This is a genomic window from Pseudoduganella sp. GW821-FHT11H04 (assembly GCF_058807935.1).
Window position 1 is genome coordinate 579,064 of the sequence record NZ_JBXARE010000003.1, and the last position, 26,017, is coordinate 605,080.

The 26,017-nt window shown below is 62.2% G+C and carries 31 protein-coding genes and 1 tRNA gene; 12 read left to right on the forward strand and 20 right to left on the reverse strand.

The features are described 5' to 3' along the window. Nucleotides 1–29: 29 nt before the first annotated feature. Entirely contained in the window at nt 30–455 is a 426-nt protein-coding gene (gene mscL / locus AC1RTP_RS09735) for a large conductance mechanosensitive channel protein MscL (RefSeq protein WP_498606961.1), read from the reverse strand. Nucleotides 456–658: 203 nt separating this feature from the next. Between mscL and petA the strand changes: the two genes are divergently transcribed. The 5 genes from petA (at nt 659) to AC1RTP_RS09760 (ending at nt 4,755) form a co-directional block, all read left to right on the forward strand. Beyond that, a complete protein-coding gene (gene petA / locus AC1RTP_RS09740; RefSeq protein ID WP_498606964.1) occupies nt 659–1,267 on the forward strand; it encodes a ubiquinol-cytochrome c reductase iron-sulfur subunit in 609 nt (202 codons plus the stop codon). 3 nt (nt 1,268–1,270) lie between these two features. After that, nucleotides 1,271–2,683 (forward strand): cytochrome b, encoded by a 1,413-nt coding sequence (locus tag AC1RTP_RS09745; protein WP_498606967.1) that lies wholly within the window; start codon nt 1,271–1,273, stop codon nt 2,681–2,683. Between the two features lie 35 nt (nt 2,684–2,718). Further along, entirely contained in the window at nt 2,719–3,483 is a 765-nt protein-coding gene (locus AC1RTP_RS09750; RefSeq protein WP_498606970.1) for a cytochrome c1, read from the forward strand. Between the two features lie 113 nt (nt 3,484–3,596). Further along, complete coding sequence (locus AC1RTP_RS09755; protein ID WP_090436157.1) at nt 3,597–4,208, forward strand: glutathione S-transferase N-terminal domain-containing protein; 612 nt, start codon at nt 3,597–3,599, stop codon at nt 4,206–4,208. Between the two features lie 61 nt (nt 4,209–4,269). Continuing rightward, complete coding sequence (locus AC1RTP_RS09760; protein WP_498606972.1) at nt 4,270–4,755, forward strand: ClpXP protease specificity-enhancing factor; 486 nt, start codon at nt 4,270–4,272, stop codon at nt 4,753–4,755. 97 nt (nt 4,756–4,852) lie between these two features. On the opposite strand, the gene AC1RTP_RS09765 is transcribed toward AC1RTP_RS09760, so the two are convergent. The 13 genes from AC1RTP_RS09765 to AC1RTP_RS09825 form a co-directional block, all read right to left on the reverse strand. Then, nucleotides 4,853–4,928 (reverse strand) — tRNA-Thr (locus tag AC1RTP_RS09765). A 52-nt stretch (nt 4,929–4,980) separates the two neighbouring features. Beyond that, nucleotides 4,981–6,132, reverse strand: a complete 1,152-nt coding sequence (locus AC1RTP_RS09770; RefSeq protein WP_498606973.1) for a hypothetical protein — start codon at nt 6,130–6,132, stop codon at nt 4,981–4,983. Between the two features lie 15 nt (nt 6,133–6,147). Then, a complete protein-coding gene (locus AC1RTP_RS09775) occupies nt 6,148–7,302 on the reverse strand; it encodes a DegT/DnrJ/EryC1/StrS family aminotransferase (protein ID WP_498606975.1) in 1,155 nt (384 codons plus the stop codon). 2 nt (nt 7,303–7,304) lie between these two features. Then, on the reverse strand, nt 7,305–8,492 hold the full coding sequence (locus AC1RTP_RS09780; RefSeq protein WP_498606978.1) for a carboxylate--amine ligase: 1,188 nt from the start codon (nt 8,490–8,492) through the stop codon (nt 7,305–7,307). 82 nt (nt 8,493–8,574) lie between these two features. Next, nucleotides 8,575–9,045, reverse strand: a complete 471-nt coding sequence (locus AC1RTP_RS09785) for a DoxX family protein (protein WP_498606980.1) — start codon at nt 9,043–9,045, stop codon at nt 8,575–8,577. Further along, a complete protein-coding gene (locus AC1RTP_RS09790) occupies nt 9,042–9,236 on the reverse strand; it encodes a hypothetical protein (RefSeq protein ID WP_498606982.1) in 195 nt (64 codons plus the stop codon). The genes AC1RTP_RS09785 and AC1RTP_RS09790 overlap by 4 nt, the downstream gene beginning before the upstream one ends. Beyond that, nucleotides 9,229–9,966, reverse strand: a complete 738-nt coding sequence (locus tag AC1RTP_RS09795) for an HvfC/BufC family peptide modification chaperone (protein WP_498606985.1) — start codon at nt 9,964–9,966, stop codon at nt 9,229–9,231. The genes AC1RTP_RS09790 and AC1RTP_RS09795 overlap by 8 nt, the downstream gene beginning before the upstream one ends. Beyond that, nucleotides 9,963–10,781 carry an MNIO family bufferin maturase gene (bufB, locus tag AC1RTP_RS09800; RefSeq protein ID WP_498606987.1) on the reverse strand — a complete coding sequence of 273 codons (819 nt, stop codon included), beginning with the start codon at nt 10,779–10,781 and terminating at the stop codon, nt 9,963–9,965. The genes AC1RTP_RS09795 and bufB overlap by 4 nt, the downstream gene beginning before the upstream one ends. A gap of 20 nt (nt 10,782–10,801) precedes the next feature. Continuing rightward, complete coding sequence (bufA2, locus tag AC1RTP_RS09805) at nt 10,802–11,077, reverse strand: BufA2 family periplasmic bufferin-type metallophore (protein WP_498606989.1); 276 nt, start codon at nt 11,075–11,077, stop codon at nt 10,802–10,804. Between the two features lie 43 nt (nt 11,078–11,120). Continuing rightward, entirely contained in the window at nt 11,121–11,387 is a 267-nt protein-coding gene (locus AC1RTP_RS09810) for a BufA1 family periplasmic bufferin-type metallophore (protein WP_498606991.1), read from the reverse strand. Nucleotides 11,388–11,506: 119 nt separating this feature from the next. Next, nucleotides 11,507–12,790, reverse strand: a complete 1,284-nt coding sequence (locus AC1RTP_RS09815; RefSeq protein WP_498606994.1) for a DUF3472 domain-containing protein — start codon at nt 12,788–12,790, stop codon at nt 11,507–11,509. Between the two features lie 98 nt (nt 12,791–12,888). After that, a complete protein-coding gene (locus AC1RTP_RS09820) occupies nt 12,889–13,653 on the reverse strand; it encodes a hypothetical protein (RefSeq protein ID WP_498606996.1) in 765 nt (254 codons plus the stop codon). Continuing rightward, nucleotides 13,650–13,832, reverse strand: coding sequence for a hypothetical protein (locus AC1RTP_RS09825; protein ID WP_498606998.1), 183 nt, complete (start codon nt 13,830–13,832; stop codon nt 13,650–13,652). Before AC1RTP_RS09825 ends, AC1RTP_RS09820 begins: the two co-directional genes overlap by 4 nt. A gap of 179 nt (nt 13,833–14,011) precedes the next feature. Between AC1RTP_RS09825 and aqpZ the strand changes: the two genes are divergently transcribed. Continuing rightward, the gene (gene aqpZ / locus AC1RTP_RS09830) at nt 14,012–14,701 is read left to right on the forward strand and encodes an aquaporin Z (RefSeq protein WP_498607001.1); all 690 of its coding nucleotides are present in this window, start codon (nt 14,012–14,014) and stop codon (nt 14,699–14,701) included. A gap of 48 nt (nt 14,702–14,749) precedes the next feature. Beyond that, nucleotides 14,750–15,082 (forward strand): cupin domain-containing protein, encoded by a 333-nt coding sequence (locus tag AC1RTP_RS09835; RefSeq protein ID WP_498607003.1) that lies wholly within the window; start codon nt 14,750–14,752, stop codon nt 15,080–15,082. On the opposite strand, the gene AC1RTP_RS09840 is transcribed toward AC1RTP_RS09835, so the two are convergent. From AC1RTP_RS09840 to AC1RTP_RS09865, 6 genes are all read right to left on the reverse strand, one after another. Continuing rightward, entirely contained in the window at nt 15,063–16,472 is a 1,410-nt protein-coding gene (locus tag AC1RTP_RS09840) for an ATP-binding protein (RefSeq protein ID WP_498607005.1), read from the reverse strand. The genes AC1RTP_RS09835 and AC1RTP_RS09840 overlap by 20 nt on opposite strands. A gap of 55 nt (nt 16,473–16,527) precedes the next feature. Further along, nucleotides 16,528–17,535 carry an NAD(P)H-dependent glycerol-3-phosphate dehydrogenase gene (locus AC1RTP_RS09845; protein ID WP_498607008.1) on the reverse strand — a complete coding sequence of 336 codons (1,008 nt, stop codon included), beginning with the start codon at nt 17,533–17,535 and terminating at the stop codon, nt 16,528–16,530. After that, nucleotides 17,535–17,981, reverse strand: a complete 447-nt coding sequence (locus AC1RTP_RS09850) for an SH3 domain-containing protein (protein ID WP_498607010.1) — start codon at nt 17,979–17,981, stop codon at nt 17,535–17,537. The genes AC1RTP_RS09845 and AC1RTP_RS09850 overlap by 1 nt, the downstream gene beginning before the upstream one ends. 86 nt (nt 17,982–18,067) lie before the next feature. Beyond that, on the reverse strand, nt 18,068–18,559 hold the full coding sequence (secB, locus tag AC1RTP_RS09855; RefSeq protein ID WP_498607012.1) for a protein-export chaperone SecB: 492 nt from the start codon (nt 18,557–18,559) through the stop codon (nt 18,068–18,070). Nucleotides 18,560–18,698: 139 nt separating this feature from the next. Then, the gene (gene grxC / locus AC1RTP_RS09860; protein ID WP_057265991.1) at nt 18,699–18,959 is read right to left on the reverse strand and encodes a glutaredoxin 3; all 261 of its coding nucleotides are present in this window, start codon (nt 18,957–18,959) and stop codon (nt 18,699–18,701) included. A 10-nt stretch (nt 18,960–18,969) separates the two neighbouring features. Continuing rightward, a complete protein-coding gene (locus AC1RTP_RS09865; protein ID WP_498607016.1) occupies nt 18,970–19,368 on the reverse strand; it encodes a rhodanese-like domain-containing protein in 399 nt (132 codons plus the stop codon). Between the two features lie 112 nt (nt 19,369–19,480). On the opposite strand from AC1RTP_RS09865, the gene gpmA reads away from it, so the two are divergent. From gpmA to AC1RTP_RS09890, 5 genes are all read left to right on the forward strand, one after another. Then, nucleotides 19,481–20,227, forward strand: a complete 747-nt coding sequence (gene gpmA, locus AC1RTP_RS09870) for a 2,3-diphosphoglycerate-dependent phosphoglycerate mutase (RefSeq protein ID WP_498607018.1) — start codon at nt 19,481–19,483, stop codon at nt 20,225–20,227. 74 nt (nt 20,228–20,301) lie between these two features. Then, complete coding sequence (locus AC1RTP_RS09875; RefSeq protein ID WP_498607161.1) at nt 20,302–21,681, forward strand: murein hydrolase activator EnvC family protein; 1,380 nt, start codon at nt 20,302–20,304, stop codon at nt 21,679–21,681. A 16-nt stretch (nt 21,682–21,697) separates the two neighbouring features. After that, nucleotides 21,698–23,104, forward strand: a complete 1,407-nt coding sequence (locus AC1RTP_RS09880; protein ID WP_498607020.1) for a S41 family peptidase — start codon at nt 21,698–21,700, stop codon at nt 23,102–23,104. Next, nucleotides 23,101–23,850 (forward strand): HesA/MoeB/ThiF family protein, encoded by a 750-nt coding sequence (locus tag AC1RTP_RS09885; RefSeq protein WP_498607022.1) that lies wholly within the window; start codon nt 23,101–23,103, stop codon nt 23,848–23,850. The genes AC1RTP_RS09880 and AC1RTP_RS09885 overlap by 4 nt, the downstream gene beginning before the upstream one ends. A gap of 19 nt (nt 23,851–23,869) precedes the next feature. Continuing rightward, nucleotides 23,870–25,993 (forward strand): amidohydrolase family protein, encoded by a 2,124-nt coding sequence (locus AC1RTP_RS09890; RefSeq protein WP_498607024.1) that lies wholly within the window; start codon nt 23,870–23,872, stop codon nt 25,991–25,993. Nucleotides 25,994–26,017: the final 24 nt, after the last annotated feature.

Consider the following 26,017-nt stretch of genomic DNA (forward strand, 5'->3'; position numbering starts at 1 on the left):
CGCTATTGCTACAAAATGGGAGTTAACTCCTATTTTCGCAAAGAATCGCGAATTTCGCGCAGGAGCACGATATCTTCTGAAGGTGGAGCAGGTTCTGCCGCCGCGGCAGCCGGTGCTTCGGCGCGACGCAGCTTGGCCACCAGGCGCACCATCTGGAAGATGACGAAGGCCAGGATGATGAAGTTCAGCAGGATGGTGAAGAAGTTGCCGTAAGCCAACACCGCGCCCAGCTTCTTCGCTTCGACCAGGCTCAGATTGTGCGCCTGCCCGTTGAGAGGAACGTAATAGTTGGCGAAATCCAGGCCGCCCAGCATTGCGCCGATCGGCGGCATGATCACGTCGGCCACCAGGGAATCGACGATTTTGCCGAAGGCGGCGCCAATGATCACACCGACCGCCAGGTCGATCACATTGCCTTTCATTGCAAATTCTTTAAATTCTTGCATCATTCCCATAGCAGATTCTCCCAGGAAGTTTATGGATTTGTATCAACTTTGCTGCAAATTCATCGAACACGCAAGGGGCGCAACATTGGGATGGATTAGCTAAATGCAAGGTTTTGCTTCAAATCGCCTTGGCACTCCTCTATAATTTAAGGTTGCTAGAAGCTTTGTTATTGCTTAATAAAGATTTCGGATTTTTACTGATTGGGGTTTGTATGAGTATCGAAAAGCAGGTCGATTCCAGCCGGCGCGGTCTGCTCGTCGCAACGTGTGCGGCGGGTGGCGTGGTTGGTTTGGGTGCTACTGGCGCCCTGGTAAGCACTTTCCAGCCTTCCGAGCGCGCGAAAGCGGCCGGTGCGCCAGTGGAAGTGGATATCTCTTCGCTGCAGCCTGGCGAGAAGAAAATCGTGGAATGGCGCGGTAAGCCAGTCTGGATCCTGAAGCGTACCCCGGAAATGGTGGCATCGCTGGCAAAGGACGAAGCTGACCTGGCCGACCCGAAATCCGAGCGCTCCCCCGACGACCTGACCCCGGAATACGCCCGCAACCAGCACCGTTCGATCAAGCCGGAAATCCTGGTTGCTGTGGGCATTTGCTCGCACCTGGGCTGCTCCCCATCGGACAAGCTCTCCCCTGGCCCGCAGCCTTCGCTGCCGGACAACTGGGAAGGCGGTTTCCTGTGCCCATGCCACGGTTCGACCTTCGACCTGGCCGGCCGCGTGTTCAAGAACAAACCAGCACCGGACAACCTGCAAGTCCCACGCCATATGTATATGGGCGATACCAAGCTGGTGATCGGTAAAGACGAGAAAGGCGAGGCATAATCCATGGCCGCATTCAAGGAAACCAAATTCCCGGCCGACGCACCGGCCGCGCAGAAGGCACTGGGCTGGGTCGACGACCGCTTCCCGCTGACCAAACTGTGGAACGACCAGTGGGGCAAATACTACGCTCCTAAGAACTTCAACTTCTGGTACATCTTCGGCTCCCTGGCCATGCTGGTCCTGGTGCTGCAGATCGTTACCGGTATCTTCCTGACCATGCACTACAAGCCGGACGCTGGCCTGGCATTCGCATCGGTTGAATACATCATGCGCGAAGTGCCATGGGGCTGGCTGGTGCGTTATATGCACTCGACCGGCGCCTCGGCCTTCTTCATCATCGTGTACCTGCACATGACCCGCGGCCTGATGTACGGTTCCTACCGCAAGCCACGTGAACTGATCTGGCTGTTCGGTTTCGCCATCTTCCTGTGCCTGATGGCCGAAGCGTTCTTCGGCTACCTGCTGCCATGGGGCCAGATGTCGTACTGGGGCGCCCAGGTGATCGTCAACCTGTTCGGCGCGATTCCGCTGATCGGCCCTGACCTGTCGCTGTGGATCCGTGGCGACTACGTGGTGTCCGACGCGACCCTGAACCGCTTCTTCGCTTTCCACGTGATCGCTATTCCCCTGGTCCTGCTGGGCCTGGTGGCTGCTCACCTGATCGCACTGCACGAAGTGGGCTCGTCCAACCCGGACGGCATCGAAGTGAAAGAAAACCTGGGCGCCGACGGCCACCCAGTGGATTCGATCCCATCGCACCCGTACTACACCGTGCACGACCTGTTCGGCGTGTCCGTGTTCCTGACCATCTTCTCGGCTGTGGTGTTCTTCGCGCCTGAGATGGGCGGCTACTTCCTGGAGTACAACAACTTCCTGCCGGGCGATTCGCTGAAGACCCCGAACCATATTGCGCCGACCTGGTACTTCACCGCCTTCTACTCGGTGCTGCGCGCCACCACTTCGCAGTTCCTGTGGGTGCTGATGGCCGGTATCGCTGGCTACACCGCCTTCCTGTGGCTGAAGTCCAAGCTGTCGGGCATGGTCAAGATCGCTGTCAGCGTGATCGCGCTGCTGATGATCGTCGGCATGCTGCCAGGCGCACTGGATGCGAAATTCTGGGGCGTGGTGTTCTTCGGCGGTTCCGTGGTGATCCTGGCCTTCCTGCCATGGCTGGACCACTCGCCGGTGAAATCGATTCGTTACCGTCCTGACTGGCACAAGTATGTGTACGCTGGCCTGGGCATCGCCTTCGTTGCCCTGGGCTACCTGGGTACCCAGCCGCCAAGCCCTGTCGGCACGATCATCGCGCAGATTGCGACCCTGTACTACTTCAGCTTCTTCCTGCTGATGCCATGGTGGAGCGAGATGGGTACGTTCAAAAAAGTGCCGGACCGCGTTGTATTCCACGCGCACTAATCGAACGACCAGAACGCTAAGCAAAGGACTAATAAATGATCTTTTCCAAGAAACTGCTGGCTCTGCTGGCCCTGGTACCGGCGCTGGCCTTCGCTAACGAAGGCGGCTACCCGCTGGACAAGGCCCCGGACCGCTCGCACAACATGGCTGCCCTGCAAAACGGCGCCAAGCTGTTCGTGAACTACTGCCTGAACTGCCACAATGCTTCGTCCATGCGTTACAACCGCCTGCGCGACCTGGGCCTGACCGAAGAGCAGATCAAGAACAACCTGCTGTTCACCGGCGAAAAAGTGGGCGAAATGATGACCACTGCCATGCCGGCCAAGGACGCCAAGGCATGGTTCGGCACCGTGCCGCCGGACCTGTCCGTGATCGCCCGTGCCAAGGCCACCCCGTCGGCAAGCGGCAGCGATTACCTGTACACCTACCTGCGTACCTTCTACAAGGACGAGACCCGCCCAACCGGCTTCAACAACATGGTACTGCCGAACGCGGCAATGCCACACGTGCTGTGGGAATTGCAAGGCGTGCAAGCGGCCAAGTTCGAAGAAGTGGAAGATCCGCATGAACACGGCAAGAAGGTGCACAAGTTCGCAGGCTTCGAGCAAGTGAGCAAGGGCACCATGAGCAAGCTGGAGTACGACACCGCCGTAGCCGATATCGTAGGCTACATGGAGTGGATGGCCGAGCCTGCAGCACAGAAGCGCAAGCAGCTGGGCGTATGGGTGCTGATCTTCATGTCGATCTTCGCCACCCTGGCATGGCGCCTGAACGCGTCGTACTGGAAAGAAGTTAAATAATCAGCGTGCGCCGGCTTGTCCGGCGCGTGTTTGCGTCGTCCGATTCGTCGGTCGGCCCAACTGGGGTGAACCGTTCGCGGTCTCGCCCCCTTTGTTTCTAAGGAACTAGGAAAATGATGGTTCTCTATTCGGGCACTACCTGCCCATTCTCCCAGCGCTGCCGCCTGGTTCTGTTCGAAAAGGGCATGGACTTTGAAGTGCGTGATGTTGACCTGTTCAACAAGCCGGAAGATATTTCGACCATGAACCCATATGGCCAGGTACCCATCCTGGTCGAGCGCGAACTGATTCTGTACGAATCGAACATCATCAATGAATACATTGATGAGCGCTTCCCGCATCCACAGCTGATGCCGGCCGACCCGCTGATGCGCGCCCGTGCCCGCCTGATGCTGTTCAACTTCGAGAAAGAGCTGTTCGTCCACGTGCACACGCTGGAAAGCGAGCGCAACAAGACGAACGACAAGAGCCACGACAAGGCCCGCGCAGAAATCCGCGACCGCCTGACCACCCTGGCTCCGCTGTTCCTGAAGAACAAGTACATGCTGGGTGACGAGTTCTCCATGCTGGACGTGGCCGTGGCCCCACTGCTGTGGCGCCTGGACCATTACGGCATTGAGCTGTCGAAGACCGCAGCGCCACTGATGAAGTACGCCGAGCGTATCTTCTCGCGCCCTGCCTATATCGAAGCGCTGACCCCGTCCGAGAAAGTAATGCGCCGTTAATCGCGGCCCCTGCGGCGCGCGCCTTGCTTGCAATGTGCGCGCTGCAACCTAAAGTTTGAACATGGCAGACATCTCCACCAAGCCCTACATGCTGCGCGCCATCTATGAATGGTGCACCGATTGCGGCTATACCCCATACCTGGCCGTCAAAGTCGATGCTGCGACCCAGGTACCGATGGAATACGTCAAAAAGGGCGAAATCGTCCTGAATATCAGCTTCGGCGCCACTTCCGGCCTGAAGATGGATAACGACGCGATCCACTTCCACGCCCGTTTCGGCGGCGTGTCGCGCGAAATCTACGTTCCGGTCAACAACGTGATGGCGATTTACGCCAACGAAAACGGCCAGGGCATGGCGTTTGAACCGCTGCTGGACCAGGCGCCCGCACCTAAAGCGCCTGCGCCAGTCGAAGAAATCACGGCCGTGCCGACCCTGTCTTCCGTTCCCACCGCGCCGGTTCAGCGCGCCGACGATGACAATGGCCCGGACGACGGCGGCGAGCCACCAAAAAAAGGCGGCCGCCCAACACTGACGCGCATCAAATAACACCGATGTGCCTGGTGCAATGGCCTGCGTGGCAACACGCAGGCCATTTGTTTTTTATACGGGCAAAAAAAAACTCAAGCATCAGCTTGAGTTTCTATGGTGCCCCCGTCAGGAATCGAACCCGAGACCCCCTGATTACAAGTCAGGTGCTCTACCAACTGAGCTACAAGGGCGGACTTGAGATTATAGCGGACCTGGCCGGGCTAGGCAATGATCAGCAGTTCGTCATCCGATGTTGGTGATGCGGTCGAGGTTCTGTTCCAGCATCAGGCCGTCCATGAAGAACTTGGTGGCCCAGTTCGGGTAGCGGTAGGTCATGTAGCCGCCGTTGATCGGGTGGGAGCCTTTCATGGCGCCGCGCACTTCCAGGAAGTCGGTCTCGATGTTCTGGATGCTCATATTGAAGCGGTTGGCGCGTTTCGCGTGTTCGATCAGCGCTTTGTCGCCGGTGACCTGCGACAGGCGCAGCCAGCAGATCGCCATTTGCGAATTGCCCGTGACGCAGGTCCAGGGCACGAAGGTATTCCATTCCGGCGTGTAGTAGGCGGGCAGGGCGCCGTCTTCGCGCTGGCGCGTGGCGACGTGCTTGGCCATGCGGTGCGCGTGTTCGATCAGGTCCTTGCGGTCCGCCGCCAGGCCCACCTCCAACATGCCGCGGATTGAGTAGGCGATGGTGTGCGTCAGCGCTGTCAGGTCGGCGTTCGTGGTCAGGCAGTTATCAGGCAGCCAATCGTTGGCGGCTGCGCGGGACACTGCCCAGTCGACGTTCTTCAGGGCCGCTGCCAGGTAGGGGGTGTCATGGCCCAGCGCCTGGTGGGCGCGGACCAGGCCGAAGGCCGAGCGCGTGTTGTAACTGTTCAGGTGCGAGGTCGTGAACGGCGAGTGGAAGCGGCGCCAGGCCCCGTCATCGTCCAGCGCTGCGACCAGCCAGTCGGACGCGCGCACCAGGGACGAGCGGAAGCGTTCGTCGCGCGTTTCGACGTAGGCGCGGGCCCAGCCAAACAAGGCTTGTCCGGTGTTGAAGATGGTCGGCACGACGACTTCGGCGGCCATGGTGCCGGCGCGCACGCCGCCGCCTTCCAGCTGGATATCGCTTTCCCAGGCCGTCATCTTGCGCGCCGCTTCGGCGTAGGCTGGAGCGTTATACAGCTTGGCGTAGTCGTACAGGGTCGGGATGATGTAGCCCGTCGTTTCCGGGTACGACGCAATCCATTTGCCTTTCTTGATGTCGTAGCTGTGGGCTACGCCGTCATCCGGCGTACCGGCCTGCGCACGCAGGATCCATTGTGCGGCTTCCGACAAATGGCGCTCGATCGTATCGACCGGGCGGGTGCCGGCGCCGACTTTATCGATAATGAGCTGTTTGATGTGTTTCATTTACTTCGCTCCAAATCACTGTGATCGAATCGCCCGCTGCAGGCTGCTGCAGATGGCATCTATTTCCGCTTTCGGCATGTCGCCCCGGAAGGGCAGGCCGAGTAATTGGGTGTTCCAGGCCGCATCGGCCTCCCGCGGCACGGTATAGGCCAGGCGGCTTTGCACGCCCTCGCCTTGCAGGGTCGCGCGCAGGCGTGGCAAATCCACATCTGGCGGCAAGGTCACCACTACGCGCGACAGGCAGCGTCCCGGTCCATATTGTGGGAACTCGACTCCGATTGCCTGCAAGGCTTGACGGTAACGCTCCACGGTCGCTACGCGGGCTGCATTCAATCGGGCCAGGCGCTCGAACTGGGCCAGCGCAATGCCTGCTTCCAGGTTGCTGATGCGGGCGGGTCCGGACACCTGCGGCGCCTGCAGTCCCAGCTTGGCAAACAGGCGCGCCAGGTAATAGCCGGACTTGCCGGTGTAGCCCTCCCACAGATAGTTCCACACGAATTCGGTCAGGGCGCGCAAACGTCCGCGCGGTACGGGCAGGGCGGCGACGGCAGCGGCCAGTTCCGCATCGAGCTCCGGGTTATTCACCAGCAGCACGCCGCCGGAACCACGGATGCCCGTCACCACGCCTTTCGACTGGGCGAAACTGAGGATGCCAACATCGCCCCAGGTGCCAAGCAAGCGGCCCTCGTGCTCGACGCCTGCCAATTGGGCGGCATCGTCGACCAGGAACACGCCTGCAGCTTTGCAGGTGGCCGCGATTTCGCCGATGGCGGCGGGGCAGCCGTACATATGCGGGACGATGACGGCAAGTGTGCCGGGGCCGATGCAGGCGCCAAGGCGCTCCGGGTCGAGGTTGAGGTCGACGCGAACCGGCGCCCAGACGACTTCCAGGCCCTGCGCGCGGACGGCCTGCGGCACGCTTGGACAGATAAAAGCTGGCACGACGACCTGCTTGCGTTCGGGCGCGCGCCGCACGAATGCGGTCAAGGCAAGGCCGATCGCCACGTGGCCAAAATTGACCGGGTAGGCGCGGGAAGGCGCGTAGCGGCGCGCCAGCGTTTCCGCCAGGCGCTGCGGCTGCGCGCCGTGCGCAATGCGCCCGCCCAGCACCGAGCGCAGGACGGCGAAATACTCTGCGGCGCCCCACTCGGCGTAGCTCAGACGGTACATGTTCAGCCTTGCAGGCCCAGCTTACCGGCCAGGCGCGCCAGGAAGAAATGGGCCCAGGGGCGCGGATCGTTCCAGCGCCAGTAGGCGTCGCATACCTGGTGGCTGGCGGAAGCGGTATCGATTTCGCGGCCGCCTTCTTCGAAGGACCAACGGTCTGGCACGGGGTCGCGCCACATCACGATTTTCCCGGCCCGCGCCACCGGTGCTTGCTCCAGTCCCAGCTCATAGCAATAGGCGGCGTAAGGCAGGTTGACGCCGTTGACGGTGGCAACTTCTTCCTGGAAGTCGGTGCGCGCCACGGTCGGTTCGACCATGTAGAACTTGCCGTCGCGCGTGTCGCGCTTGTATTCCATGCTGCCCATGCCGGTAAATCCGACCTGGCGGAAGAAGGCGGCCGTCATTTCACTGAGTTTGGCGTCGTGCTCCCACGCCGCGGTGCAGCTGGCCGTGCCGCCGATCCGGGGCGGCCAGGAGCGGATCTTGCGGCCGCTGAAGGAAGCTGCGGGCGTGCCGTCCTCGCCCACGTACTGAAGGCAGAAGTAGATTTCGCTGTCCGGGCCTTCGATCCATTCCTGCACGACCATATCAGGCTGCACGGGAGCGATTTCGGCATACAGGCGTTCGACTTCTTCCACCGAATTGACCTTGTAGGCTTTCTTGAAGCGCGCGCCGTATTCGTAGTTCTTGTTGCTTGGCTTGAAAACGCAGGGGAATTTCAGGCCCGCCACCTTGGGCAGGTCGGCCTGCGATTCCAGCTGCACGGTGCGCGGAACGGGCGCTGCAACTTCTTCGGCCAATTGCTGGAAACCCTGCTTGTGCATCAGCGCCATCAGGCGTTCATGCCCGGGCATGCGGATCTTGAAATGCGGCGCAAGCTGTTCGCGGAAGAGCGAGGCGGCGACCACGGTCTTTTCTTCGGTGATAAACAGCACGGCGGGGCCGCCGATTTCGCGCGCAAGGGCCAGCATGGAATCGACCCAGCCCTGTCCTTCCAGCACAGGCATCACGCGTTTGCGGCCATAGCGGGTGCGCATTGCAGGTGAACCAAGGCGGTCATTGACGACGATGACCGGCACGCCCGCCATGCCCAGGCTGCGCACTACGCCCAGGGCATTCAGGCCGCCACCGACCACCACGGCCGGTGCCGCATTGCGACGTGTTTCAGGCTTCGGCTTTAATTCTGTCTTCATCCCGACAGCTTAGCGCAATCGCAACTATTTGGGGATCAAAGTAGTGGTAAAAATGTAAAAATTGATGTAATTCTGCAAATATTCATCGACGCAATAGTTGGTCGAGCGAGAACTTGCCGCCGCCTTGGGCGATCAGGGGCAGCAGCAGGGCGGCCCAGCTCAGGTGGGTGGGCCAGGCTTGCGGGTAGACGAAGATTTCGATGACGGCGGCCATGCCAAGCAGGCCGAGGGCCGCGCAGCGGGTGAACAGGCCGGCGACCAGGAGCAGGGGCAGGGCGTGTTCGGCGAAGGCGGCCATCGGGGCCGCGATTTCGGGCGGGACCAGGGGCAGCATGTATTCATAGCGGAACAGGTCGATGGTCGAGTCTTTCAGCGTGAACCAGCCTTCGACCTTGGTGCGGCCTGAAAGGAAGAAGATCGCGGCAACGGCGATGCGGGCGATGAGCAGTTGCACGGATGCGGGCAGCAGCCGGGCGGCGAGGGCTTGCAGCGCGGCGATGCGCTGTGGAGCGGAGCGGCTGGCCGGGCTTGCGGTGGCGGCGTTGGTGTTCATGATGGTCTCCGTGTTGTGATGTGTAGCCGTGCCATCTGGTTTGGCTGGGCGGTCGTTACGGCGCGCAGGGTTTCTGTGGCGCTGCTGGTCGGCAGCGCGGCGCTGATCAGCGTGGGTGCGAAGGTGATGCTCGCGGTGCCTGCGAGCGCGCTGAGGGTGCATAGCAGGAGCAGGCGGTGGGAGTCATTCATTTTCGACTCCCGTGATCAATTCGCTGCCAAGCCAGTCGGCCAGCAATGCGCCGGCGTTGGCGATGCCTTGTTCTTCGCCGAGGCTTTCCACCAGTAGTGCGCAGAGCCCGACGAAGCTGCCTTCGCGTTGCAGCTGCGTCAGCGCCGCGTATTCGATGGTGTCCAGCGTGCGCAGGCAGGAGACGAAGCCGCGCCGCCAGACCAGCAGGCCACCGGGGGCTGGAAGCATTTCGGCTTCCGCAGGTTCGCCGTCGCGCAGGGCGAAATAGAGGTCGGCGGCGTTCGTCGTGGACGCCCGCAGTTGCAGGGTGGGCGTCAAATGCAAGCGCGCTTCGTCCCAGTCGATCGCGGCCAGCGCGTCAGCCGCGACGGGGGACGCGTCGGGGGCAATGAAGGCTTGTCCGAGCGCGTGTTCGATCCACGCGAGTTCGTGCAGGTCGGGGTTGTCGGGGAAGACCGCTTGCAGGGTGTCGCAGAAATCGTCGGCGTAGGCGTCAATCGTCCACGAATGCGGCGGACGGCGGGTGACGTGCGCGACGGCGGCTTGCAGGAAGGCCTCTTCGCCGATGAAGGCGCGCAGCAAGGGGTAGCTCTCTTCGAGGCAGCCAAGCAGCTGCGCGCGGTAGTTGTTCCGGTAGACGGCGCGGCCCAAACCGTCCGGCACGCCGGTGGCGGGCGCGGAGGCTGCGAGCATGGCGTGGAATCCGCTCTGGATATCGGCGAGGTTCATGCTGCCTCCCTGTGCGCTGCAAGACTGCGGGCGACATCGAGTTCGGCCAGCAACTCGGCCAGCGGCGGAATATCGCCATCGCGCTCGATCATGGTGGCCACCGGCCCGCAGCGGGAAATGGTTTGCGCATACAGCGACCAGACCGCGTCGTTGACGGCGCTGTCGTGCGTGTCGATCAGCAGCCCATCGCCCTGGCTATGGCCAGCGAGGTGGATCTGGCAAACGCGGTTCATCGGCACGCCGCGCAGGAAATCAAGCGGGTCGAAGCCATGGTTGCTGGCGCTGACGAAGACATTGTTCACGTCCAGCAGCAAGCCGCAGCCGGTGCGCTTGGCCATGGCGGAAATGAATTCCCATTCCGTCATGCTCGACTCGGCATACGCCAGGTAGCTGGAGGGATTCTCGACCAGCATGGTGCGCCCCAGCGCTTCCTGCGCCTGGTCGATATTGTTGCAGACAATGTTGAGCGCCTCCTGCGTGTATGGCAGGGGCAGCAGGTCGTGGGAATTGAAGCTGCCGATGCGCGTCCAGCTCAGGTGATCGGATACGAACATCGGTTCGATCTCCTCCACCAGGACGCACAAGCGGGCCAGGTAGTCCGGCCGCAAACCATCGGCCGAACCAAGCGACATCGACACACCATGCAGCACCACTGGATGGCGCTGGCGTACGCGGCGCAGGATATCGCGCGGCTGGCCGCCGGCGACCATGAAGTTCTCCGAAATCACTTCCACGAAATCGACGTCAACCTCGCCTTCGAGGAAGTCGCGGTAGTGCTCGCGGCGCAGGCCGAGGCCAAAGCGATGGGCGTGCATGGTGTGCCTCCGTCGTGTGCTTACTTGGCTTCGGTCAGGGTGCCGCCCAGCGCCTTGCACTCGGTTGGGGTTTTCAGCAGCACACCCATGCCCTTGCACTCGTTCTGGCCTTTGCACTGGTTCTTGGCGGTAGCGCACAGGCTGCTGCCCTTGCAGGTGTTGATGCCGTAGCAGCGGCTTGGTTCTTCCTTGGCTTTTTCGGCGGCGAAAGATGGCGTGGACAGCGATGCGGTAGCCAGTGCGATGAGGGCTGCGGCGCCGGCCAGGCTGGCGCGGGATTTGGTGGTGATGGACATGGTAGGTCTCCTTGAGTGAAGTTGCGGTGGTGGTGGGGTGGTGTTACTTAGCCTTGAGCGAGCCGAAGCCCTTTGGCGTTTTGATGGTGGTGCAAGTGCCCTTTTCGACCAGCATCCAGGCGTCGGACTGGTAGTCGACCTTGGAAGTGCCGGCGCAGGAACTGCCTGGGCCCGCGGCGCAGTCGTTATGCCCGGCTTTTGCAACGCCGTAGCACTTTTCCATTTCTTTCTTTGGTTCTGCGGCGTGTGCGGCGGATGCGCACAGTGCGATGGCCAGGGTGGCTGCGATTCCCGCGTAGGTGGTCTTCATAATCTTGGTCTCCTTGGTTAGGTGCGACCAGATTACGGGGGCGGTGTGTACCGCTTGTGTCGATAGAGTAGAAGTTGTGTATCTGGCATGGAGCCAGATACACAGGGATACAAAAATGTTTAAGGCAGGGTGCTTACGTCAACCGTGGGCGCCTGTCCGGTCGCTGGTCGAGTGAAGTTCTGGTTGATCGGCACGCTCGGGCTGAAGAAACCGCCGTTGCGCAGGTAGAAGCTGCCATTCTGCAGGCCGCCGGCGTAGTCCATGCGCTGGGCGTTGGCGGCGGTGGCGTCGCCGGTGAAGCGTGCCGTGACCAGTTCGCTCCAGGTGCCGCTGGTGCTGCGCGCCCACTGCTTGTTGAACTGTACGCTGCGGCCGAGGTAGCCGTTGGTGTCGATGAAGTTCTCCAGGAAGGAGTACACGCCGGCGTGGTAGGTGGTGGTGGCTGGACGCTTCCAGGTGGCGATGAAGCGCCATGCATTGGTTTCCGGGGCATAGAACCAGGCCGAGAAGTCGGTGCCGCCAGCGCCGTCAGGCAGGATGCGGGTGATGAAGCGATAGGTATTGCCGGCCACCCAGTTGTACAGCAGGTAGGACTGGCCGCCGGTGCCTTCGCCGCCAAAGCTGTTGTCGTTCACGTTCGGGCCCTTGCGCACCAGCGTGGTCTTGGCGCCGTTGTCGGCGTCCCATACCGAGAACAGCACCCGGCGCTCGGTCGGCGAATTGACCTGGATGCCGAAGTAGCCGCCGTTAAAGCCGTTCGACATGAAGTAGGAGCCGATCTTGTCTTCGCCCAGCGGCACCGTGACTTCGTTGTAGAAGTACTCGGTATTGGCCGGCACGGTGTAACCCATGTGGACCGAAGGGCCGCGGCGCGACCAGTAGTAATTGGCCGAGTCGTTGGCATAGTTCAGCGCCGTGGTGGTGTTGACGCGTACCGCAGCCACTTCGCCAAAGTAGGTGCCGGATTTGCTGATGCCTTGCAGGTCAACGCGTACATAGCCGGCGGCCGGCACATTGATGGTGCCGACGGCATAGGTCTGCGTGCCGCCCCTGCTCAGGTTGACCTCGAACGGCGTGCCATTGGCGGTCACGCGGATCTTGCTCGATTTGCCGCCCGTCAGGCTGGCATCCAGCGTCAGCGTGGCGCTGCCGGCGGCGGACATGCGGAACCACACGCTGGTGACGGTGCTGGCGCTGGTCCAGTTGGTGAGGCCGTTGTTGTTGATGACTTCCGTGGCGCCGGTACCGGCGGTGGTGACAAAGCCGTTGCCGGCCAGGGCAACCGCGGAACCCGAGGCCGCCACGGTGGCTTTTTTCAGCATGGCGTCAAAACTTGCCGGCTGGGCGGCAAGGGCGCTGGCAGCGGAAAACGCAAGTAATAGCAAATAAATCCTTCGTTTCATCTCCGTATCCTTTCATATTATTGGTTAAGCGAAAGGTAAACTACGCTTTCGCGAAAGTAAACGCAACAGAAATCGCGAAAGGGAGAAACGAAAGTGGTTTATTGACGCAGGTCGGCGATGGCTTGCTGCACGCGGGCGCTGTCGACGCGCTGCGCCAGCTTGCGGCCTTGCTCGCGCAGGCGCTCGAACGCTTCGTCGAGTTCCGCCGGGCGCGGTTGCAGCGGCGCCAGCGAACGCGCCAGCTTGGGCAAGATCGCGCGTTGCAGGAAGCGTTCACCCATCTGGCTTAGTTGCCAGGCCACGGCGCCAAGGCCGAGGAAGAAGGCGATGATGAAACCCTTGTCCAGGTTTTCCGGCGCCTGCTGCTTCAGTGCGGCGAGCACCACGGCGCAGAATGCGAACGCGCCGCCGATCGACCACCACACTTCACGGTCGAGCTGGATCGTTGCGTCGTAAACTTCGAGCGCGTCGGCCTGCAGGCGCAGCGCCGCATCGATCTGGCGCCGGCGTTCCGCTTCGTCGAGCAGCAGCGGCGCTTCGCGCAGGCGCGCGGCGGCGGCCAGCGCATCGGCGTGGCGGATCGATAAATGGGGATTGGTGGCTTGTTCCAGCGGCAGCAGCGGCAGTTGTTCGGGGCTCAGGTGGCTGTAGTGCCCGACTTCCATCGGCAGCACCATGCCGCAATCGCAGCACGTGCGCTGGTATCCCGCCAGCTCGCCTTTGGTGACCGTGATGTAGTACAGGTGCCAGGCCATGCCGATGCGTTGCACTGAGAACGCGCGGGCCGCCCGGCACACAGGGCAGTAGTCTGCGACATAGCCGGCGTGGGTGTAGACCGGCTTCCTGCCCCAGACGAAGATCATGCGTGCTTGTGGGCGGCAGCTTTTGCAGTCTTGTGGTGCGCAGTCTTCTTGCTTGCCACGTGGTGCTTGGTGGTGTGGGCCTTGTGGTGCGCGGTGGTGGTCTTTGCGTGCGTGGTGGTCTTGGCAAATGCAGGGACGGTCAGTGCGAGGGCCATGGTGGCGACGATCAGGTGTTTCATGCAATTCTCCGAGGGCGGCAAAAGCGTGCCGGTGCGCTCAGCCATTATAGGCGTCGACACGATTGAATTTCCATAGGTGCAAGCCTTACATTCTGCAGCGCAACACATCATACTGTTGTCATTTCCGCTATTTATAGTTAGTCTGTTTGCACAATTACTAACTGTCAACGGAGGCAGAAATGCAGAAACTGGGTGCGGAATTCTTTGGTACGTTCTGGCTGGTGCTGGGCGGTTGTGGCAGCGCGGTACTGGCGGCGGCATTCCCCGGCGTGGGGATAGGCCTGCATGGCGTGTCGCTGGCCTTCGGCCTGACGGTGCTGACCATGGCCTACGCCATCGGACATATTTCCGGCTGCCATTTGAATCCGGCAGTCTCGGTGGGCTTGTGCCTGGGCGGCCGTTTCCCGGCCAAGGACTTGCCTGGCTATATCGTGGCACAGGTGCTGGGCGGCCTGGCTGCGGGAGCCGTGCTCTACCTGATCGCCAGCGGCAAGGCCGGCTTTGACGTGGCGGGCGGCTTCGCTTCCAACGGCTATGGCGAGCATTCGCCGGGCGGTTACGGCCTAGTCGCCGCGCTGGTGACGGAAATCGTGATGACGGCCTTCTTCCTGGTCGTGATCCTGGGCGCGACCGATAAACGCGCGCCGGCCGGCTTCGCGCCGATCGCCATCGGCCTGTGCCTGACCCTGATCCACCTGATTTCCATCCCTGTCACCAATACCTCGGTCAATCCGGCGCGCAGCACCGGCGTGGCGCTGTATGTCGGCGGATGGGCCGTGGCGCAGCTGTGGCTGTTCTGGGTGGCGCCGCTGCTGGGCGCTGCAATCGGCGCGGGCATCTACCGCTTCATCGGCGGCGAAGAGAAATAAGGCGGCGGGGCGCCTGCTGCTATCATTGGATCAATCCAGGGAGGGCATATGGCGCTACCGCATGCAACATCGGGCCAAGTGGTCCGGCTTGGCCGCGAGGCCGGTGAAAGCCTGTCGCAGTTTTCTTCCATCGCGCTGGCCAAGACGCAGCAGATGGAGTTGATACGCATGACCGTGCCCGCGGGCCGCGCCTTGGCGGAACACGCGGTGCGCGGCCAGATCACGCTGCAATGCCTGGAAGGGGAAGTGGCGTTCGACGCCCATGGCCGTACCGCGATCCTGCGTGCGGGCGAGATGCTTTTCCTGGAAGGCGGCGCGCCCCATTCACTGCGGGCCAACGCCGACTCCCTGTTGCTGCTGACTATTCTGCTGGCGGATTGAGCGGCAGCACGAAGGTAAAGCGCGTGCCTTCGCCTGGCTTGCTGTCCAGGCTGACGCTGCCCTTCAGGATGGCCTGCACCGCATTCAGCACGACGGCCAGCCCCAGTCCCTGGGCGCCTGCGCCAACCCGCGTGGTGAAGAAGGGATCGAACACCCGCGGCAGGATGTCCGCCGCGATGCCTTGGCCATTGTCTTCCACCACCAGCTCCACCGCATCGCCGTGCGCGCTGGCGGCGATGCGCAGGCGGCGCTCGCCGCGCCCGGCAAAGGCATGCACGATCGCGTTGTCGACCAGCCGTGCCAGGATCTGCTCGATATGGCCGGGATAGCTGTTCATGTTCAAGCCCGGCGGTACCGCGACGTCCAATTGCAGCCCGGCGCGCTGGATGGCCGGAGCCAGCGCGCGCAGCAGGCTGGCGATGGTGTCGTCCAGCATGAAGCTGCGCCGCTCCTGCCGGTCCTGATCGACCGCCACCTGCTTGAGGCTCGCGATCAGTTCGCCGGCGCGGCTGCCGTTGCGTTCGATGACCGCGCAAGCCTGGCGGCCATCGTCCAATAATTGGCGCAGGCCGGCCTGCGTCAGGCGCTGCTCGCTGGCCTGGATGCTGATCGCGCCCAGGCGGTCGGCCAGCGAGGTGGCGCCCAGCATGATATTGCCCAGCGGGGTGTTCAGCTCATGGGCGAGGCCGGTCACCAGGCGGCCAACCGTGGCCATCTTTTCCGCCACCAGGATTTGCTCCATCGCTTTTTGCAGCTCGGCGGTGCGCTCGGCCACGCGCTCCTCCAGGTGGTTGTTCAATTGCTGCAGCTGGTGCAAGGCGCGCTGTTCGCCGGCGCGCAGCACGGCAAATTCGGCGCGCACCCGCTCCGCTTCGTCGGCGCGCAGCAGGGCGTCTTCAAGGGTGCGCTGTTCGCGCTGGTAGATTTGGCTCAAGTCGCGCTCGACCACGCCGCGGAACTGTTCCAGCAGGCGCATGTGCAGGTCGCAATAGGCGTTTTCCTTGCGGTCGAGCACGCAGATGGTGCCGAAGACATGGGTGTCGGGCCAGAGCAGGGGCAGGCCCAGGTAGGAGATCATGCCGAGTTTGATGTCGGGGTTCTGGCTCCAGTCCGGATCGCTCAGCGCATTCGGCACCAGCAGCTGCGTGCGGCGCGCCATCACGGTTTCGCAATACAAGCCGGTGTTCAGCGGTGCTTCCTCATCTTCCTCATAAGGATTGCCGGCCGAACGGCTGGACAGGAAGACTTTGATATGCGGCGGCTCGACCCGCATGATGAGGGCTGCCGGCACGCGCACCAGGCTGGCGATCAAGTCCAGCACCTGCTGCCACTTCTCCGCTACCACGGTATCGATGGGCAGGCTGGTGGTCGCTACTGCGAAGCTGTTCATAATCGCCTCTTGTCAAAAGACATGGGGCGATTATAGGCGGAGGCCGCCGCTGCGGCTACTTGCCAGTCGCCTGTTCGGCACGCGGGTCGCGCGCCAGCAAACCCTGCACCAGGTCAAGCGGTTTCAAGCCGTCGAACAGCACACTGGCCACGGCATTGGTGATCGGCATCTCCACCCCGAGGCGGTGCGCCAGTTCGCGCACGGCTTTGGCGCAAGGCACGCCTTCGGCCACATGGCCCAGCTCATTCACGACGGCTTCCAGCGACTTCCCTTGCGCCAGGCCCAGGCCCACGCGCCGGTTGCGCGACAGGTCGCCGGTGCAGGTGAGGATCAGGTCGCCCATGCCGGTCAGGCCCATGAAGGTTTCAATCTGTCCGCCCAGCGCAGTGCCAAGGCGGGTAATCTCGGCCAGGCCGCGGGTGATCAGCGCGGCACGTGCATTCAGGCCCAGGCCCATGCCGTCGGCTACGCCGGTGGCAATCGCCAGCACGTTCTTCACCGCACCGCCCACTTCCACGCCGACGATGTCGTCGCTGGAGTAGACGCGCATGCTGCCGCCATGGACAGCTGCGACCACCAGCTCGCACAGGGCAGCGTCGCTGGAAGCGATGGTCAGTGCGCACGGCAGGCCCTTGGCCACTTCCTGCGCGAATGATGGGCCGGACAGGGCCCCGGCCGGTACTGCATCGCCCAGCACTTCGCGTACGATCTGGTGCGGCAGCATGCCGGTGTCGTATTCAAAGCCCTTGCACAGCCAGACAATGTTCGGGATCGCCTTGCCTTGTAAGGCGTGCAGCAGCGGGCGCAAGCCGGCCACCGGGCAGGCCGCGATCAGCAAGCCGTCCTGGCCTGCGTGGGCGACGGCGGCGTCGAAATCGGCGCTCACTTTCAGCGCTGGCGGCAATGGGTAGCCTGGCAGGTAGTCGGTGTTGTCGCGGGTGGCCGCCATTTCAGCCATGGCTTCGGCATTGCGGCCCCACAGCACGACGTCATGGCGGGCGGCGACGGCAATCGCAACCGCCGTGCCCCAGGCGCCGGCGCCCAGCACACTGATCTTGTTCATTAAAAGCCCCAGATGTCGTTGCTATGTACGTAGCCGGCCAGGCCATCGCGGTGCTTGACCTTAGTCCAGCCGTTGGACGCGGGCTCGGCCAGTTCCAGCAGTACGCCCTTATCGGCGATGAAGACCACCGGCGAAGCATCGTCGGCGGAGCCGCGTACCTTGGTGTTGGCGCTGCGCACGATCACATTGCGCTGTTTGGCGCTCAGGCCTTTTGCTTCAGTCCAGGCCAGGTCGCCGCTCATATCGCGCACCTTGACCCATTCGCCATAGGTCAGCACGATTTCCAGCGGGGCGCCGGAGGGCACGATGTACTGCTTGGCAGCCCTGGTCGACGGCGCGCCGTACAGCACGGCGGGATTGGCGCCGACCGAACGGAAGTCGATTGCCTGGGCGCTGGCGCAAGCCAGCAGCGCGGCGGCGAGGGCGACAAAGCGGCGTAAATTCATGCAAAAAGACCTTAAAAATGCGCAAAGGCCCGCGGGGGCCTTTGCATGCCGGGGAACCGTGGTCCCCCAATAGTATCGCAGAAGTATTACTGCACAGTTGCCGAGCCTTCGACGGCGGTGGCGCCGGCTTCAGCAGCTTGCTGCTGGGCGATGGCTGCCAGGCGCTGCTGGTAAAACACTTCGAAGTTGATTTCGGCCAGGTGGATCGGAGGGAAACCAGCGCGGGTGATCATGTCGGCGATGTTCGAACGCAGGTACGGGTACACAATGTTCGGGCAGCCGATGCCCAGCAGTGGGTCCAGCTGTTCAGCTGGAATGTTGCGGGCTTCGAAGATACCGGCTTGCTTGCCTTCAACCAGGAAAGCGACCTTGTCTTTGACCTTGGCGGTCACGGTGACGGTCACGGTGGATTCGAAGATGCCTTCGGACAGCGGCTCAGCGTTCACGTCCAGCGCCACTTCGATAGCAGGGGCTTCCTGTTCCAGGAAGATAGCTGGGGAATTCGGCTGTTCCAGCGACATGTCTTTCAGGTAGACGCGTTGAATTTGGAACACAGGTTGCAGGTTTTCTTCAGACATGGAACGCTTTCGAATGAGTTATATAGTTAATGCTTGTCCAGGCCACAGGGATTAGCCCAAGTCAAACGCGACGGCAATTGTAGCAAAACTGGTTTATTTTCAAATGTTTTGCCAGCCTGTCCGTTGTATTTGGGGACGTTTAACCTTTTAACAAGGGGTCGAGGCCGCCAGCCTGGTCCAGCGCATATAAATCGTCAAAACCGCCCACGTGGGTGTCGCCAATATAGATCTGCGGCACGGTGCGGCGGCCGGTCTTTTCCATCATCAGCTGGCGCTGGGCCGGGTCGAGGTCGACGCGGATTTTATTGATGGCGGTGACACCCTTGCTTTCCAGTAAACGTTCGGCGCGCACGCAATACGGGCACACCAGGGTGCTGTACATGGTTACGTTGGCAGTCATGGTGGGTCCTTTACTTGGTCAGCGGCAAGTTTTGTGCCTTCCAGGCATCGATCCCGCCTTCCATCACGACAACGTCGGAGAAACCGGACTTTTCCAGCATGCGGGCGGCGCTGAAGGCGCTGATCCCTTTATCGCATACCACCACCAGGGTCTTGTTCTTGAACTTTTCCAGTTCGCCCATGCGGTTGCCCAGTTCGGCCAGTGGTATGTGCTTGGAGTCGATGATACGGCTTTCGGCCTTGTCCTTGGCGCGCACATCGATCACCGTGGCTTTGCTGCGGTTGATCAGCAGGGTCACCTCGGCTGGGGAGGCCTTTTTACCGCGCTGTGTCAGGATTGGGAAGAGCAGGGCGCCACCGGACAGGAGGACGATGGCGATCAGAAAAATATTGTCGAGGATGAATTTCACAGGATTCCAGTTATTCAAATGGTTGAACTCAATCCCATCATTATAAAATAGATGCTTGTTCGTGGCTTCGGCGGCGATTTTCACCCATTTCCAACTCTATTGTTAAAGCTCTATGTATAAAATCGTATTCATGCGTCATGGCGAGTCCACCTGGAACCTGGAAAATCGCTTCACTGGCTGGACCGATGTGGACCTGACTGAAAAAGGCGTCAACGAAGCCAAATCCGCTGGCAAAATCCTGAAAGATGCCGGCTTCTCCTTCGACCTGTGCTACACCTCCGTGCTCAAGCGCGCCATCCGCACCCTGTGGCTGACCCTGGACGGAATGGATGAGATGTACGTGCCGATCAAGCACGACTGGCGCCTGAACGAGCGCCATTACGGCGCCCTGCAAGGCCTGGACAAGGGCGAAACCGCCGCCAAGTTTGGCGATGCGCAGGTGCTGGTATGGCGCCGCAGCTACGACATCCCGCCGCCAGCGCTGGAAGCCGGCGACGACCGCACCTCCTTCAACGACCCGCGCTACGCTGGCCTGCCGAAAGATTCCATCCCGCTGACCGAATGCCTGAAAGACACCGTGGCGCGCGTGATGCCAGCCTGGAACGATGACATCGCCCCGGCCATCAAGGCCGGCAAACAAATCCTGATTTCGGCCCACGGCAACAGCCTGCGCGCCCTGATCAAGATGCTGGACGGCATCAGCGACGAAGAAATCGTCGGCCTGAATATCCCGAACGGCCAGCCGCTGGTATACGAACTGGATGCCGACCTGAAGCCAATCAAGCACTACTACCTGGGCGACCCAGCCGCCATCGCCGCCGCACAGGCTGCCGTGGCCAACCAGGGCAAGGCCAAGTAATCCCCGTGGCGGTTTATCCGACTCGCCGCGCCTTGCGTGGCGCAGCGCTGGCAATCTTGCTGCTGTTGGGCGCCATGCACGGTTCCTATGCCGCACCGAAACCGACTGAACGCAGCAAGCAAAAAGCTGCGGCCGAGACGGAACGGGCGGCGCTGGCACGCAAGCTTACCGACCTGAAGGCGGAAATCGGCAAGACCGAGAGCGCCAAGGACGACGCGGCCGACACGCTGGCCGAGTCGGAGGCCGCCATTTCCGACGCCAACCGCACCTTGCGCGAGCTGGCGTCGGAACAAACCCAGATCAATAGCAGGGTGGCCGAACTGGCCGCCGAGCAGCTGCGCCTGTCCGCCACCGTGGCGGCGCAGAAGCAGCAACTGGCCAAGCTGCTGCGCGAGCAGTACCTGGCCGGCAATGAAGACCGCATCAAGCTGCTGCTATCGGGCGACAACCCGAACCGTATCAACCGCGAACTGCAGCTGATGGCCTATGTGTCGCAATCGCAGGCCAAGCTGCTCGATTCGCTGCGCGCCAACCTGAAAAAGGTCGAGGAAAACCAGGCCGAGGCGCAGGAGTCCAAGCAGGAGCTGGACGAAATCGCGGACGAAGAAAAGCAGCAGAAGAACAAACTGGAGCAGGAGAAGGGCCGCCGCGCGGCAACCCTGGCCACCCTGTCCAAGAAGCTGGTCAACCAGCGCAAGGAAGCCGGACGCATGGAGCAGGATGCCCAGCGCCTGGACAACCTGGTCGACAAGCTCAACAAACTGATCGAGGAACAGGCGCGTATCGCCGCCGCTGAAAAAGCCCGCCAGGAAAAGCTGGCCGCCGAACGTGCGGCCAAAGCGAAGGCGGAAGCGGAAGCACGCGCCCTGGCCCGCGCCAAGGCCCAGGCCGAACGCGAGCGCCTGGCGCAGGAAGCGAAAAAAGCCGGCAAGCCGGCGCCGAAACCGCTGCCGGCCGAGGACGAGCCGAAGCTGGCCTCCAGGCCGGAGCCGTCCGGGCAGCGCGACGAGAAGTCGCCGCGTCCATCCGACGTGGCGCTTGCGCCCGTGGTGGCGGACGGCGTATTCGCCCGTTTGAAGGGCGACCTGCCGATGCCGGTCTCCGGCAAGGTGGAAAAGCGCTTCGGCAGCAAGAATGCCGATGGCGTGGCCTGGAAGGGCATGGTGGTCAAGGCCGGCGCCGGCGCCGAAGTGCGCGCCGTGGCGGCGGGCCGCGTGGTGCACGCAAGCTGGCTGCGCGGTTACGGCAACTTCATTATCATCGACCACGGCGGCCAGTACTGGAGCGGCTACGGCTATAACGAGACGTTGCTGAAACGGGCCGGCGACGTGGTCAAGGCGGGCGAGGTGATCGCCACCGTCGGAAATACCGGCGGTTACGAAGAATCGGGTTTATACTTTGAAATGCGCCACCAGGGCAAGCCGATAGATCCGGCCGGGTGGGTCAAGTTCTAGCGGCAGAAAGCAATCAATGGGCAACAAAACGAAGAGTCTGGGCCTGGTCGGCCTTGGTATGGCGGCGGGTATCGCCGTCTCGATGCAGTTTTCCGCCCTTGCGCAGAGGCCAGGTTCGCCATTGCCGCTGGAAGAACTGCGCACATTGACCGAAGTCTTCAGCTTGATCAAGTCCGACTACGTCGAACAGGTCGACGACAAGAAGCTGCTGCAGGACGCCATCGCCGGCATGGTTTCCTCGCTCGATCCCCATTCCACCTACCTCGATAAAGCCGCATTCAAGGAAATGCGCGAGTCCATCCACGGCAAGTTCGTCGGCATCGGCATCGAAGTGGGCGTGGAAGATGGCTATATCAAGGTGGTGGCGCCGATCGAGGATTCGCCAGCCTGGCGCGCCGGCATCAAGCCCGGAGACCTGATTACCCGTCTCGACGGCCAGCCGCTGAAAGGCCTGTCGCTGGATGACGCGATCAAGAAAATGCGCGGCGAGCCCCGCACCAAGGTGGTGCTGACGGTTTCGCGCAAGGATGAAGACAAGCCGCTGCTGATTCCTATCGTGCGCGAAGAAATCCGCGTACAAAGCGTGAAGGTGAAGATGGTGGAACCGGGCTACGCCTGGCTGCGCATCTCGCAATTCCAGGAGCCGACGGTGGAAGACATGGCGAAGAAGCTGAATGCCCTCTACGCCAAGGATCCTAATATCAAAGGCCTGGTGCTGGACCTGCGCAATGATCCGGGCGGCGTGGTGCAGGGCGCGGTCGGCGTGTCGGCGGCCTTCCTGCCGAAAGACTCGCTGGTGGTGTCCACCGACGGCCAACTGGCCGATTCCAAGCAGGCTTTCAACGCCAATGCCGAAAACTATTCGTTCCGCAGCGGCAGCGATCCTCTTTCCAAGCTGCCGGCGGCGCTGAAGTCGGTGCCGATGGTGGTGCTGGTCAATGGCGGCTCCGCCTCGGCTTCCGAAATCGTGGCAGGCGCGCTGCAGGACTACAAGCGCGCCATCATCATGGGCAGCCAGACATTCGGCAAGGGTTCGGTGCAGACGCTGCGCCAGATCACCGCCGATTCGGCCGTCAAGCTGACCACCGCGCGCTACTTCACGCCGAAGGGCCGCGCCATCCAGGCCAAGGGCATCGTGCCGGACGTGGCGGTCGATGAAACCGCTGAGGGCGACGCCATCAACAGCCTGCGCCTGCGTGAAGCCGACCTGCAAAAGCACCTGGCCAATGGCGACGGCGAAGAGGTGGCGCAAGGCCGCATCCGCCGCGACGAGCTGGAAGAAGAGCAGCGCCTGCTGGCCGCTGCGAAAAAGCAGAAGCCGTTCGAGTTCGGCGGCAAGGATGACTTCCAGCTGGAACAGGCGCTGCGCCATTTCAAAGGACTGCCGGTGAAAACCGCCAAGCCTGAACTCGCGGCGAAATGAACGACCAGCAGCTGCTGCGTTATTCGCGCCACATCCTCCTCGATGAAATCGGCATCGAGGGGCAGCAGGCGATCTTGAACGGCCGGGCGCTGGTGATCGGTGCGGGCGGGCTGGGTTCGCCGGCTTCGCTCTACCTGGCATCGGCCGGTATCGGCCAGCTCACCATCGTCGACCATGACAGCGTCGACCTCACCAACCTGCAGCGCCAGATTGCCCACACCACCGAACGTGTCGGCCACCCCAAGGCGGAATCGGCGCGCACCACCCTGAATGCGATTAATCCGGAATGCCAAGTGACGGCGCTGGTGGAGCGCGTCGACGATGCGCGCCTGGCCGCGCTGGTGGCGCAGCACGATGTGGTGCTCGACTGCACCGACAACTTCAAGACCCGGCATGCCGTCAACCGCGCCTGCGTGGCGCATCGCGTGCCGCTTGTCTCCGGCGCCGTGATCCGCTTCGACGGCCAGGTCAGCGTGTTCGATACGCGCACCGAAGGACCTTGCTACTCCTGCCTGTTCCCGCAAGACCAGCCTTTCGAGGACGTGGCCTGCTCCACCATGGGCGTGTTCGCGCCGCTGGTCGGCGTGGTCGGCGCCATGCAGGCTGCCGAAGCGCTCAAGCTGGTGATGGGCATTGGCGAATCCCTGTCCGGCCGCTTGCTGATGCTGGATGGCTTGCGCATGGAGTGGAACAGCATAAGCATCGGCCGCAATGAAGCCTGCCCGGTCTGCGGCGCCCCACACTAATAACACTGGAGATCCCTCAATGAAGCGAGTTTCGGCCGTCATGGCGCTGGCTGTCGCTAGTGCATTCGCACAAGCAGCAGTGACTCAAACCACCCGCTACGTCTTTATTTCCGAAAACAATGGAAAGCAGATGGGCGAGCAAGTGGTGGAAAACCATGACGACGGCCTGACCAAGGTTCGCTACATTTACAAGGACAACGGCCGCGGCCCCGAGCTGACGGAGGAATTCCGCCTGGCTGCCGACGGCACCATGTCGGAATACCACGTCAAAGGCAATTCAACCTTTGGCGCCGTGGTGGACGAACACTTTGAACGCAAGGGCGGCAAGGCGCAGTGGAAGTCCACCAGCGAGGTGGGCGCGAAGGATGTCGCCGGCCCGGCCGTGTACGTGCCCTTGAACGGCAGCTTTGAATCCGATTCGCGCGCCATCGCCGCACTGGCCAAGCTGCCGTCGGCCAGCATTTCCCTGCTGCCTAACGGCACCCTGAAGCAAATGGTGCTCGACGAGGCGCAGGTCACCGGCCCCAATGGCCAGAGCCAGCAGGTGCAGCTGGTGGCGCAGACCGGACTGGGACTGAGCCCGAAATTCCTGTGGATTACCAAGGGCGCCAATCCTTCCCTGTTCGCGGCGGTAGCGCCGGGCACGTTCGTTTTTGCGATTGAAGGCTGGCAGGATAACGGCAAGCTGCTGGCCGAGCGCCAGAAAATCGCCGAAGCCAAGCTGTTGAACGATATGGCCGCCAAGCTGCAGCACCCGCTGCCCGGCCTGACCGTGGTGAAGAATGCCCGCATCTTCGACAGCAATAAGGCCACCGTCGGCGCACCGTCCGACATCTACCTGCTGCGCGGCCGCATCAGCGCCATCGTGCCGGCCGGTACCGAGGTGCGCGGCGCCGCCAACCAAATCGACGCCGGCGGCCGCATCGTGCTGCCAGGCCTGTTCGATATGCACGGCCATATCACGCGCTGGGAAGGCGCGCTGCACGTCTCCGCCGGCGTCACCTCGCTGCGCGATATGGGCAACGACAACGCCCAGCTGCAGATGATGATCGACGAGACTGCGGGCGGCAAATTGCTGGCGCCGCAAATCGTGCCGGCCGGTTTCCTGGAAGGCGAAAGCCCGTATTCTTCCATCAGCGGCTTCGTGGTCAAGACGCTGGACCAGTCCAAGCGCGCCATCGACTGGTACGCCGAGCATGGCTACCCGCAGCTGAAAATTTACAACTCCTTCCCGAAAGAGATCCTGAAGGACACCGTGGCTTACGCCCACCTGCGCGGCATGCGCGTGTCCGGCCACATCCCGGCGGGCCTGCGCGCCCAGCAGGCGCTGGACGCCGGCTACGACGAGATCCAGCACATCAACCAGGTCATGCTGAACTTCCTGTTCAAGCCGGGCGTGGAAACCCGCAGCCTGGAACGCTTCTACCTGCCGGCTGAAAAAGTGGCGGGCCTGGACTTCAATTCCAGGGAAGTGAAAGACTTCATCGCCACGCTGAAGAAAAAGCAGATCGTGATCGACCCGACCCTGGCTGCTTTCGCTTTCCTGAAGCAGAAAGACGGCGATGTCAACGAGCCATGGGCTGCCCTGGAAGGCAATATGCCTCCCGACGTGGCGCGCGGCTTCCATGTCGGCACCATGAAAATTCCGGACGCCGCCACCCAGGCGCGCTACGACAAATCTTTCGCCAAGATGGTGCAGTTCGTCGGCATCCTGTACAAGGCCGGCGTGCCTATCGTGGCCGGCACCGACGACCTGGCGGGCTTCACCCTGCATTCGGAGCTGGCCTTGCTGGTGAAAGCCGGCCTGACGCCGGCCCAGGCGATCCAGGTCGCCACCCGCAACGGCGCGCGCTACACCCGCACCAGTGCGGAACGCGGCAGCATCGAGACCGGCAAGCTGGCCGACCTGGTGCTGGTGGACGGCGACCCGACCAGGGATATCGAGGATGTACGCAAGGTCTCGGCTGTGATCACCCGCGGCCAGATCGTCTATCCTAAGGAAGTGGACGAAGCGCTGGGCATCAAGCCTTTCGTTTCCGGGGCGCCCGCGGTGAAGCCGCTGGAGGCCGTGCCGTCGAATATTGCGGGCTCAAACGACGCGGTGTTGCGTCATATCGGCGCAATTGGCCGCAAGCACGACTGAATCACTTATACTCGCAGCAGTTTA

Coding starts and splice junctions, on each gene's coding strand:
- grxC (WP_057265991.1), bottom strand. CDS start 18,959: ATGACTGCCAACGTAACCATGTACAGCACCCTGGTGTGCCCGTATTGC.
- AC1RTP_RS09780 (WP_498606978.1), bottom strand. CDS start 8,492: ATGAAGACAGAATTAAAGCCGAAGCCTGAAACACGTCGCAATGCGGCA.
- AC1RTP_RS09810 (WP_498606991.1), bottom strand. CDS start 11,387: ATGAAGACCACCTACGCGGGAATCGCAGCCACCCTGGCCATCGCACTG.
- AC1RTP_RS09790 (WP_498606982.1), bottom strand. CDS start 9,236: ATGAATGACTCCCACCGCCTGCTCCTGCTATGCACCCTCAGCGCGCTC.
- AC1RTP_RS09880 (WP_498607020.1), top strand. CDS start 21,698: ATGGGCAACAAAACGAAGAGTCTGGGCCTGGTCGGCCTTGGTATGGCG.
- AC1RTP_RS09795 (WP_498606985.1), bottom strand. CDS start 9,966: ATGAACCTCGCCGATATCCAGAGCGGATTCCACGCCATGCTCGCAGCC.
- AC1RTP_RS09770 (WP_498606973.1), bottom strand. CDS start 6,132: ATGAAACACATCAAACAGCTCATTATCGATAAAGTCGGCGCCGGCACC.
- bufB (WP_498606987.1), bottom strand. CDS start 10,781: ATGCACGCCCATCGCTTTGGCCTCGGCCTGCGCCGCGAGCACTACCGC.
- AC1RTP_RS09755 (WP_090436157.1), top strand. CDS start 3,597: ATGATGGTTCTCTATTCGGGCACTACCTGCCCATTCTCCCAGCGCTGC.
- petA (WP_498606964.1), top strand. CDS start 659: ATGAGTATCGAAAAGCAGGTCGATTCCAGCCGGCGCGGTCTGCTCGTC.
- AC1RTP_RS09785 (WP_498606980.1), bottom strand. CDS start 9,045: ATGAACACCAACGCCGCCACCGCAAGCCCGGCCAGCCGCTCCGCTCCA.
- AC1RTP_RS09890 (WP_498607024.1), top strand. CDS start 23,870: ATGAAGCGAGTTTCGGCCGTCATGGCGCTGGCTGTCGCTAGTGCATTC.
- AC1RTP_RS09815 (WP_498606994.1), bottom strand. CDS start 12,790: ATGAAACGAAGGATTTATTTGCTATTACTTGCGTTTTCCGCTGCCAGC.
- AC1RTP_RS09745 (WP_498606967.1), top strand. CDS start 1,271: ATGGCCGCATTCAAGGAAACCAAATTCCCGGCCGACGCACCGGCCGCG.
- mscL (WP_498606961.1), bottom strand. CDS start 455: ATGGGAATGATGCAAGAATTTAAAGAATTTGCAATGAAAGGCAATGTG.
- AC1RTP_RS09875 (WP_498607161.1), top strand. CDS start 20,302: ATGCACGGTTCCTATGCCGCACCGAAACCGACTGAACGCAGCAAGCAA.
- AC1RTP_RS09825 (WP_498606998.1), bottom strand. CDS start 13,832: ATGAAACACCTGATCGTCGCCACCATGGCCCTCGCACTGACCGTCCCT.
- AC1RTP_RS09775 (WP_498606975.1), bottom strand. CDS start 7,302: ATGTACCGTCTGAGCTACGCCGAGTGGGGCGCCGCAGAGTATTTCGCC.
- AC1RTP_RS09885 (WP_498607022.1), top strand. CDS start 23,101: ATGAACGACCAGCAGCTGCTGCGTTATTCGCGCCACATCCTCCTCGAT.
- aqpZ (WP_498607001.1), top strand. CDS start 14,012: ATGCAGAAACTGGGTGCGGAATTCTTTGGTACGTTCTGGCTGGTGCTG.
- AC1RTP_RS09845 (WP_498607008.1), bottom strand. CDS start 17,535: ATGAACAAGATCAGTGTGCTGGGCGCCGGCGCCTGGGGCACGGCGGTT.
- secB (WP_498607012.1), bottom strand. CDS start 18,559: ATGTCTGAAGAAAACCTGCAACCTGTGTTCCAAATTCAACGCGTCTAC.
- AC1RTP_RS09760 (WP_498606972.1), top strand. CDS start 4,270: ATGGCAGACATCTCCACCAAGCCCTACATGCTGCGCGCCATCTATGAA.
- bufA2 (WP_498606989.1), bottom strand. CDS start 11,077: ATGTCCATCACCACCAAATCCCGCGCCAGCCTGGCCGGCGCCGCAGCC.
- AC1RTP_RS09820 (WP_498606996.1), bottom strand. CDS start 13,653: ATGATCTTCGTCTGGGGCAGGAAGCCGGTCTACACCCACGCCGGCTAT.
- AC1RTP_RS09840 (WP_498607005.1), bottom strand. CDS start 16,472: ATGAACAGCTTCGCAGTAGCGACCACCAGCCTGCCCATCGATACCGTG.
- AC1RTP_RS09750 (WP_498606970.1), top strand. CDS start 2,719: ATGATCTTTTCCAAGAAACTGCTGGCTCTGCTGGCCCTGGTACCGGCG.
- AC1RTP_RS09835 (WP_498607003.1), top strand. CDS start 14,750: ATGGCGCTACCGCATGCAACATCGGGCCAAGTGGTCCGGCTTGGCCGC.
- gpmA (WP_498607018.1), top strand. CDS start 19,481: ATGTATAAAATCGTATTCATGCGTCATGGCGAGTCCACCTGGAACCTG.
- AC1RTP_RS09850 (WP_498607010.1), bottom strand. CDS start 17,981: ATGAATTTACGCCGCTTTGTCGCCCTCGCCGCCGCGCTGCTGGCTTGC.